The sequence below is a fragment of the Streptomyces shenzhenensis genome (assembly GCF_003688995.1).
In the GTDB taxonomy this organism is placed as follows: Bacteria; Actinomycetota; Actinomycetes; order Streptomycetales; family Streptomycetaceae; genus Streptomyces; species Streptomyces shenzhenensis_A.
Window position 1 is genome coordinate 19,308 of the sequence record NZ_PENI01000059.1, and the last position, 12,078, is coordinate 31,385.

The following is a 12,078-nucleotide window of genomic DNA, read 5'->3' on the forward strand; positions in this document are numbered from 1 at the left end:
CAGCGGCCGATCCCGAAAGGACATCTGATCACCGTGACGGCGATTCCCGGTTTCACCGGCGACGCGAACCCCTACGGCGGCGGCGACCCGTACGCGGACTACCGCACCGCTGACTTCCCCTTCACCCACCTCGCCGACCTCGCCGACCGCCGGCTCGGCGCCGGAGTCATCGCCGCCAACGACGAGTTCTTCGCCCAGCGGGAGAACCTGCTGCTGCCCGGGCGCGCCGAGTTCGACCCCGAGCGCTTTGGGCACAAGGGCAAGGTCATGGACGGCTGGGAGACGCGCCGGCGCCGTGGCCCCTCCGCTGCCCACCCCTGGCCCACCGCCGAGGACCACGACTGGGCGCTGGTCCGGCTCGGTGCGCCCGGCGTCGTGCGGGGCATCGTGGTCGACACGGCCCACTTCCGCGGCAACTATCCGCAGGCCGTGTCCGTCGAGGGCGCCTGCGTGCCCGGCTCCCCGTCGCCCGCGGCGCTGTTGTCCGACGACGTGAAGTGGACGACGCTGGTGCCGCGCACCCCCGTCGGCGGCCACGCGGCCAACGGCTTCGAGGTCACCGTCGAACAGCGCTTCACGCATCTGCGGGTCAATCAGCATCCCGACGGCGGCATCGCGCGCCTGCGCGTGTACGGCGAGGTCGTGCCCGATCCGGCGTGGCTGGCCGTGCTCGGCACCTTCGACGTGGTCGCCCTGGAGAACGGCGGACAGGTCGAGGACGCCTCCGACCGCTTCTACTCGCCCGCCACCCACACCATCCAGCCGGGCCGCTCCCGCCAGATGGACGACGGCTGGGAGACGCGCCGCCGCCGTGACCAGGGCCATGACTGGATCCGCTACCGGCTTGCCGCCCGGTCCGCGGTACGCGCGGTCGAGATCGACACCGCCTGTCTCAAGGGCAACAGTGCCGGCTGGGCGTCGGTGTCCGTGCGGGACGGCGCGGGCGGCGCGTGGACGGAGATCCTTCCGCGCACCCGCCTCCAGCCGGACACGAACCACCGCTTCGTCCTGCCGGAACCGGCCGTCGGCACGCACGCGCGCGTGGACATCTACCCGGACGGCGGCATCTCACGGCTGCGGCTGTACGGCTCCCTGACCGACGACGGCGCGGCCCGTCTGGCGGCCCGCCACCAGGAACTGAGCGGCTGAACCCGACGCTCACGCGGCGGTACGCGGCCCGCCCGGAGTTCGGGGGAGCAGCCCCGGAGAGGCACACCACAGCGCGCCCGGGCGAGGGAACGACGGGACCACCGCGCCGCGCGGACACGGTGCAGCGTGCCCGGGCGTCGACGTTGCCAGACCGCCGGAGGCTCACGCCCGCGTTGTTCACCAGGACGCCGAGCCCGCCCAGCGCCTCGGCCGCCCGCGCCACCGCGCCGGCCGCCTCCGTGGCGTCCGCACGCAGCGCCACGGCGCGCCGACCCAGCGCCTCGACCGACCGTACGACGCCCTCGGCCGCCTCCTTGCCGTGCACATAGGTGAGCGCGACGTCCGGGCCGTCCCGGGCGAGCCGCAGTGCCGTCGCCGCGCCGATGCCCCGGCCGCCGCCGGTCAACAGGGCCGCCCTGCCCCAGAGCGTTCCCCGAGTCGTCATGCGTCCAGCTCAGCAGGCACGGCGGCGCCGCACCGACGGCGAACGGACGTCGATCTCGGGTGGCCGGAACTCTTCGCTCGTCGTTCCGCGTTCTCTCCTTGTGACCCTTCAGCAAGAGATCGTCGGCAACGCCATGCAGATGGCGGTCGTCAGCCTGCAGCCCGGCCAGACCGTGTACTGCGAGGCGGGGAAGTTCCTCTTCAAGACGGCGAACGTGACCATGGAGACCCGCCTGTCGGGCCCGTCGGGCAACGGCGGACAGCAGCAGGGCGGCGGAGGCGGCATGGGCGGCCTGCTGCGCCAGGCCATGGGCACGGCCATGCAGGCCGGCCAGCGCGTCCTCGCCGGCGAGTCGCTGGCCTTCCAGTACTTCACCGCCGAGGGCGGCGCGGGCACCGTCGGTTTCGCGGGTGTCCTGCCCGGCGAGATGCGCGCCCTGGAACTGGACGGCACGCGCGCGTGGTTCGCGGAGAAGGACGCCTTCGTGGCCGCCGAGTCCACGGTCGAGTTCGGCATCGCCTTCCAGGGCGGCCGGACCGGCATGAGCGGCGGCGAGGGCTTCATCCTGGAGAAGTTCACCGGACACGGCACGGTGATCATCGCCGGCGCGGGCAACTTCATCGATCTCGACCCGGCCGACTTCGGCGGCCGCATCGAGGTCGACACCGGCTGCGTCGTCGCCTTCGAAGAGGGCATCCAGTACGGCGTCCAGCGCGTCGGAGGGCTCAACCGCCAGGGGATCATGAACGCGGTCTTCGGCGGCGAGGGGCTGTCGCTGGCCACCCTGGAGGGCAGCGGACGCGTCATCCTGCAGTCCCTCACCATCGAGAGCCTCGCCAACGCCCTGAAGAAGGCCCAGGGCGGCGACAAGCAGGGACCGACGGGCGGGCTGTTCTCGACGCACGCCGGGTGAGGCGATGAGTTGCGGGCGCGCGCGGGGTCTGCAGTGCTGACAGCAGACCCCGTACCAGGAAGCAGGAACCCGCCATGGGCAAGCTCGTCTCCACCCTCTTCGTCAGCCTCGACGGCGTCTACCAGGCACCCGGCACCCCGCACGAGGACACGCGCGGCGGCTTCACCCAGGGCGGCTGGACCTTTCCCTACGGGGACGCGGACTTCGCCGGGTTCATCTCCGAGGTCTTCGGCCGCGCCGGTGCCTTTCTGCTCGGCCGCCGCACCTACGACATCTTCGCCGGGCACTGGCCGCGGGTGACCGACCCCGCCGACCCGATCGCGTCCCGGTTGAACGCGCTGCCGAAGTACGTCGCCTCCGCGACCCTGGACGCGCCCGGCTGGTCCGGCACCACCGTGATCCGCGGCGACCTCGCCAAGGAGGTCACCGCCCTCAAGGAGCGGACGGACGGCGAACTCCAGGTGCACGGCAGCGGCGCCCTCGTCCGCTCCCTGCTGGACCTCGGCCTGGTGGACACCGTCTACCTGCTGACCTTCCCGGTCGTCCTGGGCGCGGGCCACCGCCTGTTCACGGCGGGCGCGACCCCGACCGCCTTCCGCCGCACCGCCGGGCGGGTCACGGCCGCGGGCGTCTCGATCCAGACGTACGACACCGCGGGCCGCCCCGAGTACGGCTCGTACGCACTGGCCGAGGACGCCTGACCGGCAGGCGGGGGCGCGCTTCCCAGGGCGAGCACCCCGACGGGGCGTCTCCGCGGTGCCGTGGTCGCCGAACGGCGCCCGGCCGTCAGACCTCCCGTCGCCCGGGGCCCGTGCGCACGGCGCGGCCGGCCGCCGCCTGACGGGTCCGGGCGGCGCGGACACGGCTCGACGAGTTATTGCTCGGCAGTGAGAGCTTCCGCATAGGGGAAAATGAGCTCTCCGGAGGATGATTCCGGTGGCGAAACCACGATCTGCCGCGACCCGTTCCGGAACTGACCGACCTCGTGCCCGGAAATTCCCTGGAACTGGACCTGCAGAACTCGCGGTTGTGACCACTCGCCCTTCACGCCGAACCGGACATCACCCATGACTGTCCGGAAGGTTGTCTCCCGCGCGTACGCGGCGAGGCTCTCGTCGTCGAAACCGCCGGTCGCCTCGACGGCCTGAGCGACCACCTGCAGCTGGGCGTACGCGAGCGGCACCATGTAATGCCCGAGCAGGTCGACACCGGCGTCGGCCGCACGTTCCTGGTAGGTGTTCAGCAGTTCCTGAACACCCGGGAACATCATTTTGGGTACCGGCGCCCAGTACTCGTAGTTCACGAAGCCGTTGAGCGACGGTCCGAGCGCCGTCCTCACCGCTGTGTTCTGCGGTCCGATCATGGCGCCGCCGACCATCTTCGGCCGGTAGCGGTGAGAGCGAACGGTCCGCACCAGGCCGATCGAGTCGTCCAGGTAGGAACAGAGGAACAGAAGATCGCTGCCGGTCTCCGCGACGGCGTCGATGACGGGCTTGAAATCCTCGGTCGACAGCGGGTAGGTGACCTCGTGGACGACCTTGATCCCGTACTTCTCGGCATTGTCCTTGGCGCCGAGAACAGGGTTGCGGGAGAACTCGGCATCCGCGGAGACGAGCGCCACAGTCGTCGGCCGGGGGTTCTGCTGCGCGGCGAGTTCGAAGAACCCCTCGGTGAGCGCGGCGTTCGGATCCGGCCCGGTCGGGATCATGGCGAAGTACTTCGGATACACGAGCGCATTGTTGACGCCGAGGCCCATGAGCCCGACGAAGAAGCGTTGCCGCTCCATCACCAACGGCATGGCCGGCAGCAGGGTGTTGGTGCCGTAACCACCGATGACGAGATCAACCTTGTCCTCGTCGATCAGCCGCTCGTACATCCCAGGAACCAGGGAGGCGTCTCCCCGATCGTCGTAGCGGACAAACTCGACCGGACGGCCGAGCAGTCCACCGCGAGCGTTGATGTCCTCGCGCCAGATCTCATGGGCGAGCCGGGCTGACCGGCCGTTGTCCGCGAGGGGACCGGTCAGCGACAGGCAGTACCCGATGCGGACGGGCGCCTGTTCCGCGGCCATGTCAGACGTCGCTTCCCGCACGTCCTGCGGCGAGCAACTGCATCTCCCAGCTGAAGGCGACGCCGGTGGCGCCCCCGTGCTCAAGCAGCATCTCGGTCATGGCCGGGATGGTCTCCTCGCGGGCCCAGTCGCGCTGCCACTCGCTCGCCACGGCCATCCAGGTGATCGGTACCACGCCCGCCTGGATCATGCGCTGCACGCCCATGTCATGGGCTTCCTTCGAGGCACCGCCCGAGGCGTCGGTGACAGCGAAGACCTCGAAGCCCTCACCCGCCGCCTGTATCGCCGGCATCGCGACACAGATCTCCGTCCAGAGGCCGGCGATGATCAGCTTCTTGCGGCCGGTCGCCTTGACGGCGTCGACGACGCGCTCGTCCTGCCAGGTGTTGATGAGCGTGCGGTTGATCGGCTTCTGCTCCGGGAACACGTCCTGCAGTCCCTTGATGAGGTAGCCGCCGCGCTCCTCCAGCACGGTCGTCAGGATGGTCGGTACGTCGAACACCTTGGCGGACTTGGCGAGGGCGACAGCGTTGTTCACGACCATCGTGGGCTCGTGGCTGTTCAGGTTGGCGAACTGGAACGGCTGGTGGTCGATCAGGACGACGACGCTCTCCTCGGGCGTCAGCAGTGCCTGCAGTCCGGACTTCGTTCCGTTGCTCATGAGATTCCTCTCCGGGGGTGTGTATCTGCGGGTGCCTGTATCTGCGTGCTCAGAGTGCTCAGGCGGACGCCGGCGATCTCGACGGCGGCCTGCGGCCGCACGTGCCCCTGAAGCCGAGTCGGCCAACCATCACGTCGAATCGGCTGATATCGCGTCACGAACCGGTGCGGCCATCGTGTCGAGGCGGCCCGCGGCACGAGTAGTGGCCCGCCTCATCAAGCAGAGTAGATGATGTGTCACCAATATTAGCACTGGCAGCCGTTGATGCGTCAACTAGAAGTTGATCCGCCCTCTATGCCGGAGCCGGTCAGGTCACTCCGGCTGATCGTCCAGGTTCGCGATGATCCTCTCGGCGATGGTGCGCAGCTGTGTAACCTCGGTCGCGCTGAGGCCGGCGAGTGCCGTGTCCCAGGCGAAGACGTCCTGCAGTGGCAGCACCCGCTCCACGAGGTCGAGACCACGCCGTGTGAGGACGGCCTGGTAGGCACGGCCCTTTTCGGGAGTGTCCTCGCGGCGGAGCAACCCGTCAGCCTCAAGCGAGCGGAGCGCATGTGAGAGGCGGCTCTTGTGGAAGCGTAGTGCCCGGCTCAGCCGGGTCAGACCCATGGTGTGCTGATCTGCGCCGGCGAGCAACGCGAGGACCTTGAAGTGGCTGTGCGGGATGCCGGCGTCGCGCCGCGTCTGTCGATCGAGCTCGGCTTCGACCAGGTGCGCGAGGATGACCAGTGACTGCCAGTCCTCCCGCCGCTCCTGCAGCACCCGGGTCCTGCCGGGTTCGACGGATGCGGCGGAGTCGCGGGCCCGCCGTCCGCCCGGTCGAGGCGTCGTGAGATCAGACAATCGGCCATCCACCTCTCCCGGCTTGCCAAGCGGCGAAGCCTTCGTAGTGCATTGCACACCTCACGAGTTGCGGGTTCAACTCGCTCGCCCGGTGAGCTTGAGGGGAAGAGTCTAATCGTGGTGTTTGACGCGCACTGTCCACGTGTATACGGGGCAGGGCACATCGGGGCACTTCCAACGCCCTGACCTTTCTGACGTCAGGCGTTGTGCCGGGCGTACTCGGTGGGTGTGAGCCCGTAGCGCTGCTTGAAGGCACGGCTGAAGTGGCTGCCGTCGGCGAACTGCCAGTGCGCGGCGATCTCCGAGACGCTCAGGCGGGATGCCGACAGCGCCTGCCTGGCCGACTCCAAGCGCCGTTCCCGGATGTACGCGGTCATCGATTCCCCACCCGCCGCGAACGCGCGCTGCAGAGTGCGCACGGAGACGTTCAGTTCCCGGGCAAGCATCGCCGGCGACAGCTCGGCGTCGGCGAGCCGCTGCTCCGCGAGGTTCTTCGCCGCCCGGGCGAGGGCCGAGGCAAGGTGGGTGTTCACATCGTCGAAGCCCTGGTGTGTCACCGCGGCGGCCAACTCGACCAGCGTGTCCCGCGCGGCCTTGACACCGGCCGGGCTCAGATCGGGCAGCATCTCCTCGACCATGCCGGCGTGCGCCACCAGGAGGCGTACCTCGGCAGTGTCGGCGCGGCCGGCGACTTCCCGGCCGCCGAGCAAAAGGGGAAAGGGAGTAGCGGGCAAGACGATGCACTGAGCTCTCGTGCGGGGCGGGACAGCGAAGTGATGCATGCGCGCGGCGTGCCGGAGCAGGAAATGTCCCGCCACCACGGTGTGCTCCACAGTGTTGCGCTTGCTGCCCAGCGCCCAGGCTCCGGTGTGCACCAGCCATAGGCGTACCTGATCGGCGTCATGGCTCGGTCCGTCCGCCGTCTGCGCTGCCGACGCCCCGTCCACGCTGGTGATCGCCACGTCGCGCACCCTGGTGGCGCGGAAGCGCAGCCGGAAGTCGGTCGCTGTCGCCGAGCTGAACCGGGGGAGGGGAAACCCGTCTCCGACGTAGGTGTGCCAGCTCCGCTCGAAGTCGCCCCGACCGGTTGTGGCCGCGTGGCGTGAGTCGAGCGAGAAGGAAGCCGTCTTGTTGTCGTCCATGGTCCTTCGGGTGCTCTCAGGATGTCGTTGTCGCCGATGTTCCGGTCGGTTGTCGCCCTGATGCATGCAGGGACTTCCGTGATCTTCCTAGGGTTCGAAGCACCCACACTTCAGGAGGACATGGTGAACGACCAGAACAGCCGCGTGGCCGTGATTACCGGCGCCGGGGGCGGCCTGGGCGTCCATATCGCGCACCGCTTTGCCGCCGAGGGATACACCACAGTGCTGGTGGGGCGTACGGAATCGACCTTGCGGAAGGCTGTCGAGAGCGGCCCGGACGGGGGCGACATGCACCCGTGGGCCGGCGACGTCGCCGACCTGGCCGCCGTCACCGCACTCATGGACGGCGTGGCCGAACGGTTCGGGCGTCTGGACGTCCTGGTCAACAACGCGGGGCTGGCGCGGCCGGGCACCGTGGAGAGCACCACCGAGGACGCCTATCGCGCCATGATGAGCGTGAACGTCGACGGCGTATTTTTCGCCTCCCGCGCCGCCTTGCCCCATCTGCGGGCGGTCCGCGGGTGCATCGTCAACATCGGATCCGTTGGTGGCATGCGCGGTGACTGGACGCAGGCCGCCTACAACGCGACCAAGGGCGCGGTGGCCAATCTGACCAATGCGATGGCCCTCGACCATGGCTGGGAGATCCGGGTCAACGCGGTCCATCCCGGTGTGACGACCAGTCACGAGGAGATCCGGACGGCGCTCGCCGAAGGTACGCCGTTGCGCGACCGGTTCGACGACCGTGTGCCCATGGGCCGGCCCGGCGATCCCGCCGAGGTGGCCGCTGTCGTGGCGTTCCTCGCCGGCTCCGACGCCTCGTACGTCAATGGCGCGCACATCGCCGTCGACGGTGGCCTGACCGCATCGAACGGCCAGACCGATCTCTTCCACTGACCGCGACGCGACTCTGCTCGGTCCGCCGACTCCGTTGGCGGACCGTCATGAAAGGGCCTAGGCCCTGTCGTCAAATTCCCTCCCCCAGCCTCCGGCCGGGAGGTGCCCCCAGCCCCGCGACGCCATGCACGCACTCTCGCCGCACCGGACACAGGCCCAAGTACGTCCAGTACGAGGACCTGAGCCCGGCGCACCGAGAGCACGCACCTGACGCCGCAGGGCCCGCCCTCCGGGCGAACGACGGGAATTTGACGACAGGGCCTAGCCGAGGAAGGATCGCAGGGCCGAGTTGACCTCATCGGCGTGCGTCCAGAGCAGCCCGTGCGGGGCACCCTCGATCTCCACGTACTGCGCCTCGGGCAGGTCCCGTCGGAAGCGGCGGGCGGTGGCATCGATGGGCAGGATCTTGTCAGCCGTACCGTGCAGGATCAGGGTGGGCTTGCCACTGTCGCGGACCGCTCGGACATCGACGCGGAAGTCTTCGATCCAGGCGGGAACGACCGCGTAGGCCGCCACGGGGGCACTCGACGTCGCCACGTTCCAACTCGCGGTGACAGCCTCCTGGCTGATCCGGCTTCCGAGGTTCTCCTCAAGATCGTAGAAGTCCGAGAAGAATTGGGTGTACCAGGCGTACCGATCACTCTTGGCCGCTTCCGCGATCCCGTCGAACACCTCCTGTGGCACACCCTCGGGGTTGTCGTCGCGGGCGACCAGGAAAGGCTCCAGTGAAGCCAGGAAAGCGAGTTTGGCCACCCGCTCATGCCCGAATCGTGAAACGTAGCGGGCGAGCTCGCCGGTACCCATCGAGAAGCCCACGAGGACGACTTCACGAAGGTCGAGCGTCTCCAGCACGGTGTTGAGATCCGCCGCGAACGTGTCGTAGTCGTACCCGGAGCCCACCTTCGACGACTTGCCGAAGCCTCGGCGGTCGTAGGTGATGACGCGGTATCCGGCGGCCAGGAGATCTTGCGTCTGCCGCTCCCAGCTGTGACCGTTCAGTGGATATCCGTGAATAAGGACAACAGGCTGCCCCGTGCCATGATCCTCGTAGTAGAGCTCGACCGGCGCGCTGTTCTCGTGGCCTACAGCTATGTACCCCATTGTTTACTTGCCCCTTCTGGATCGCTGTGGAATTCGACGCGGTGGCCTCACACCATTTGGTTGACCTGTCATCTACGCTACCATCAGTCCCCAAGGCGGGCAGAGACTCCCGGCATCCGCGCGGCGACCTCCTCGCGACGCAGGCCGACAACCCGCCGGGCACCCGGCGCGCGGGGTAGGAGCCGGTCGACATGAAGGGAAAGCAGTGGTCCTCAAGATCGATGTACCAGCCCGCATGGTCCGTGGTGACGTGGACGAAGGCTATGGCGCGGTGGCCGACGCCTTTCGCGAGAACTTCGCCGCGCGCAACGAGATCGGCGCCGCATGTGTCGTCTACCACGGCGGGCGGAAGGTCGTGGATCTCTGGGGCGGATACCGGGACGGACTCAACCGTCTCCCCTGGGAGACGGAAACGATGGTGCCGGTCTTCTCCACGTCCAAGGGCGTGGCAGCGGTGGCGCTCGCGGTGCTGCACGCACGTGGCCTGCTCGACCACGACGAGCGCGTGGCGACCTACTGGCCCGAGTTCGCCGCGGCCGGCAAGGGCGATGTCACCGTCCGCCAGTTGCTCGCCCATCAGGCCGGGCTGGCGGTGATCGACCGGCCACTCGAACTCGGCGACCTGACCGGCTCCCGCACCCTCGCCACGGCCCTTGCCGAGCAGCGTCCGGCATGGGAGCCGGGCACCCGGCACGGCTACCACGGCCAGTCGTTGGGCTGGTACGAGAGCGAGCTCATCAGCCGGATCGACCCCGGGACACGTCGTATCGGCCGGTTCTTCGCCGACGAGGTGGCGACGCCGCTCGGTCTCGACTTCCACTTCGGCCTGCCGCAGGACGCCGATCGCGATCGGGTCGCCCGCATCCACGGATTTCGCTCCTGGGAGATGATGCTGCACCTGAGAGCGATGCCGGCGTCATTCGTCCGGGCATACGCGAACCCACGGAGCCTGACCTCCCGGGCGTTCGGCAATCCGCGGGTGCTGGGCACCGTGGAGAACTTCAACCGGCCGGATGTACAGGCCGCGGAGATTCCGGCGGCCAACGGCGTCGGCCAAGTGCGGTCGATCGCCAAGCTCTACGGCGAGGTGGCAACCGGCGGAGCCACCCTCGGCCTCACCGATGCCACGACGGACGCGTTGCGCATCGCTGCCACACCTCCGACGGACGGACTGTTCGACGAGGTGCTGCGCGTCGAGACGAGGTTCTCCCTGGGGTACGTCAAGCCGTTCCCGGCGTTCAGGTTCGGCTCCGGGTCGGACCGGGCCTTCGGGACGATGGGCCTGGGAGGGTCGTTCGCCTTCGCGGACCCGGACACCGGTACGGGCTTCGCGTACGCCATGAACCGCACCGGATTTCGGCTCTGGGACGATCCTCGTGAAGTGGCGCTGCGGGAGGCGCTCTTCGCGCGGGTCCTCGGCGAGCGGCCTCAACGGCCCGACCCGGCTACCCGTGACGGCAGCGCGCCCGACCGATCGGCCTGAGTGTGTTCCACGTCTCAGAAGGCTTGCGCAGACAGAGACGGTGAGTTGAGACTTCAACTCAGCGTCGAGGTTGTGATCGACAATCTGAAGGACATGCCATGACCGAGCAACTCACCGGCCACAGCTACCGTTTCGACCTCGGCGACCTGAAGGTGCGCTTCACCTTCGATTCGCCGACCCAGGGCAGCTTTGTCGTGGAGCACGGCGCGGGGCTCGCCCCCGACGGCCACGCCGAAACGGTGGCTCTGAATCTGCGAGAGATCCGCCAAGGCGTCTATCTGAACTCCTGGACCGAGGCGAGCGGGGCCACGGTGACGCATCTGGAGGACTTCGAGAACGGGACGTTGTACTCCAACGTGACCGTCGACGGCAAGCTTTACTACTTCACCGGAACGATTGAGGAGGCCTGACCATGACTCAGCTCGCCGCCGTGCAGGACGATCAGGCACAACGCAACGTCGACATCGTCCTCACCGCTATGCGGGAGTTGTTCACCGAAAAGGACCTCACCGCGATAGACCGATACTGGGCCGAGCCCTATGTCCAGCACAGCCCGCAGATGCCCAATGGGCTCGACACCCTGCGCGATGTCGTGCCGCACCTGGAGGGCTTCTCCTGGGAACCGCAGCGGATCGCCGCCCAAGGCGAACTGGTCTTCACCCACAGCATCGTTCACGGCTGGGCCCCGAACCCCGTGGCCATCGTCGACATCTTCCGGCTGGAGAACGGACGCATCGTGGAACACTGGGACGTCGTCCAGGACATCGTCCCTGCCGAAGAATCCGCCAACGGCAACGCCATGGTGTAGGCCTGTTGAGGCGCCGGACGCGCGCCTCGAAGGGCCCGCAGTGGGCCAACTCTTGAACGGCCGCCCGGTCAGTCCGGCTGCTTCTCCATGTGGTCCAGGACGCGCTTGGAGATCCGGGCGAGTGTGCTGAGCTGGTTCGGGGTCAGGGCATCGATGAACAGGCGGCGGACGTGTTCGACGTGCTGGGGTGCGGCCTCTTCGATCGCCTTGTAGCCGGCCGGGGTGGCGACGATGAATGCTCCGCGTCCGTCGTCGGGGCATTCCTCCCTGGCCACGAGCCCGCGTTTCGCCATCCGCGTGACCTGGTGGGACATCCGGCTCTTCTCCCACTCCACCAGTTTGGCCAGATCCAGGAAGCGCATCCGCCCGCCGCCTCTCTCGGTGAGGCTGGCGAGCACGATGTAGTCGGAGGCTGACATTCCGGAGTCGGCCTGGATGCGCCGGGACAGCCGTCCGATGAGCGTCTCCTGCATGCGGATGAAGCCGTCCCAGGCGGCCTTCTCTTCCCCGTTGAGCCAGCGCGGTGGTGCGTCCATGGGGGCAGTCTAACGAAATCGTTGACGGCTCA

General features: G+C 68.4%; 13 protein-coding genes and 1 pseudogene. 7 read left to right on the plus strand and 7 right to left on the minus strand.

The annotated features are described in order from the left end of the window. Positions 1–33 precede the first annotated feature (33 nt). Positions 34–1,149, plus strand: a complete 1,116-nt coding sequence (gene alc, locus CTZ28_RS45070; RefSeq protein WP_121895662.1) for an allantoicase — start codon at positions 34–36, stop codon at positions 1,147–1,149. A 157-nt stretch (positions 1,150–1,306) separates the two neighbouring features. On the opposite strand, the pseudogene CTZ28_RS45075 reads toward alc, so the two are convergent. After that, positions 1,307–1,594 (minus strand): annotated as a pseudogene (locus CTZ28_RS45075) (SDR family NAD(P)-dependent oxidoreductase); the annotation flags it as partial. Between the two features lie 100 nt (positions 1,595–1,694). Here CTZ28_RS45075 and CTZ28_RS45080 point away from each other — a divergent pair. Together CTZ28_RS45080 and CTZ28_RS45085 are read left to right on the plus strand one after the other, a co-directional pair. Then, complete coding sequence (locus CTZ28_RS45080; protein WP_121895664.1) at positions 1,695–2,507, plus strand: AIM24 family protein; 813 nt, start codon at positions 1,695–1,697, stop codon at positions 2,505–2,507. Positions 2,508–2,581: 74 nt separating this feature from the next. Further along, entirely contained in the window at positions 2,582–3,208 is a 627-nt protein-coding gene (locus CTZ28_RS45085; protein ID WP_121895666.1) for a dihydrofolate reductase family protein, read from the plus strand. Between the two features lie 173 nt (positions 3,209–3,381). On the opposite strand, the gene CTZ28_RS45090 is transcribed toward CTZ28_RS45085, so the two are convergent. From CTZ28_RS45090 to CTZ28_RS49210, 4 genes are all read right to left on the minus strand, one after another. Further along, positions 3,382–4,578, minus strand: a complete 1,197-nt coding sequence (locus tag CTZ28_RS45090) for an amino acid ABC transporter substrate-binding protein (protein ID WP_121895668.1) — start codon at positions 4,576–4,578, stop codon at positions 3,382–3,384. A gap of 1 nt (position 4,579) precedes the next feature. Continuing rightward, positions 4,580–5,239, minus strand: a complete 660-nt coding sequence (locus tag CTZ28_RS45095; RefSeq protein ID WP_121895670.1) for a hydrolase — start codon at positions 5,237–5,239, stop codon at positions 4,580–4,582. Between the two features lie 312 nt (positions 5,240–5,551). Further along, positions 5,552–5,998: a MarR family winged helix-turn-helix transcriptional regulator gene (locus CTZ28_RS45100; protein WP_121895672.1), complete on the minus strand. Its 447-nt coding sequence runs from the start codon at positions 5,996–5,998 to the stop codon at positions 5,552–5,554. Between the two features lie 278 nt (positions 5,999–6,276). Then, a complete protein-coding gene (locus CTZ28_RS49210; RefSeq protein ID WP_259472105.1) occupies positions 6,277–7,221 on the minus strand; it encodes an AraC family transcriptional regulator in 945 nt (314 codons plus the stop codon). A gap of 120 nt (positions 7,222–7,341) precedes the next feature. Here CTZ28_RS49210 and budC point away from each other — a divergent pair, with 120 nt between their 5' ends. Next, the gene (budC, locus tag CTZ28_RS45110; RefSeq protein WP_121895674.1) at positions 7,342–8,118 is read left to right on the plus strand and encodes a meso-2,3-butanediol dehydrogenase; all 777 of its coding nucleotides are present in this window, start codon (positions 7,342–7,344) and stop codon (positions 8,116–8,118) included. A 261-nt stretch (positions 8,119–8,379) separates the two neighbouring features. Here the strand turns inward: budC and CTZ28_RS45120 are convergent, their stop codons facing one another. Beyond that, positions 8,380–9,219, minus strand: a complete 840-nt coding sequence (locus CTZ28_RS45120; protein ID WP_121895676.1) for an alpha/beta fold hydrolase — start codon at positions 9,217–9,219, stop codon at positions 8,380–8,382. Positions 9,220–9,469: 250 nt separating this feature from the next. On the opposite strand from CTZ28_RS45120, the gene CTZ28_RS45125 reads away from it, so the two are divergent. The 3 genes from CTZ28_RS45125 to CTZ28_RS45135 all read left to right on the plus strand — a co-directional run bounded on the left by CTZ28_RS45125 (position 9,470) and on the right by CTZ28_RS45135 (position 11,510). Further along, entirely contained in the window at positions 9,470–10,702 is a 1,233-nt protein-coding gene (locus CTZ28_RS45125; RefSeq protein WP_220795556.1) for a serine hydrolase domain-containing protein, read from the plus strand. Positions 10,703–10,800: 98 nt separating this feature from the next. Beyond that, positions 10,801–11,112, plus strand: a complete 312-nt coding sequence (locus CTZ28_RS45130; protein ID WP_121895680.1) for a MoaF-related domain-containing protein — start codon at positions 10,801–10,803, stop codon at positions 11,110–11,112. A 2-nt stretch (positions 11,113–11,114) separates the two neighbouring features. Further along, positions 11,115–11,510: a nuclear transport factor 2 family protein gene (locus CTZ28_RS45135; RefSeq protein ID WP_121895682.1), complete on the plus strand. Its 396-nt coding sequence runs from the start codon at positions 11,115–11,117 to the stop codon at positions 11,508–11,510. 68 nt (positions 11,511–11,578) lie between these two features. On the opposite strand, the gene CTZ28_RS45140 is transcribed toward CTZ28_RS45135, so the two are convergent. After that, positions 11,579–12,046 carry a MarR family winged helix-turn-helix transcriptional regulator gene (locus CTZ28_RS45140; protein WP_121895684.1) on the minus strand — a complete coding sequence of 156 codons (468 nt, stop codon included), beginning with the start codon at positions 12,044–12,046 and terminating at the stop codon, positions 11,579–11,581. Positions 12,047–12,078: the final 32 nt, after the last annotated feature.

What these genes read in the sequence shown, in the direction of transcription:
- CTZ28_RS45135 (WP_121895682.1), top strand. Translation starts at nt 11,115, where the DNA reads ATGACTCAGCTCGCCGCCGTGCAGGACGATCAGGCACAACGCAACGTC.
- CTZ28_RS45090 (WP_121895668.1), bottom strand. Translation starts at nt 4,578, where the DNA reads ATGGCCGCGGAACAGGCGCCCGTCCGCATCGGGTACTGCCTGTCGCTG.
- CTZ28_RS45120 (WP_121895676.1), bottom strand. Translation starts at nt 9,219, where the DNA reads ATGGGGTACATAGCTGTAGGCCACGAGAACAGCGCGCCGGTCGAGCTC.
- CTZ28_RS49210 (WP_259472105.1), bottom strand. Translation starts at nt 7,221, where the DNA reads ATGGACGACAACAAGACGGCTTCCTTCTCGCTCGACTCACGCCACGCG.
- CTZ28_RS45095 (WP_121895670.1), bottom strand. Translation starts at nt 5,239, where the DNA reads ATGAGCAACGGAACGAAGTCCGGACTGCAGGCACTGCTGACGCCCGAG.
- CTZ28_RS45130 (WP_121895680.1), top strand. Translation starts at nt 10,801, where the DNA reads ATGACCGAGCAACTCACCGGCCACAGCTACCGTTTCGACCTCGGCGAC.
- budC (WP_121895674.1), top strand. Translation starts at nt 7,342, where the DNA reads ATGGTGAACGACCAGAACAGCCGCGTGGCCGTGATTACCGGCGCCGGG.
- CTZ28_RS45085 (WP_121895666.1), top strand. Translation starts at nt 2,582, where the DNA reads ATGGGCAAGCTCGTCTCCACCCTCTTCGTCAGCCTCGACGGCGTCTAC.
- CTZ28_RS45140 (WP_121895684.1), bottom strand. Translation starts at nt 12,046, where the DNA reads ATGGACGCACCACCGCGCTGGCTCAACGGGGAAGAGAAGGCCGCCTGG.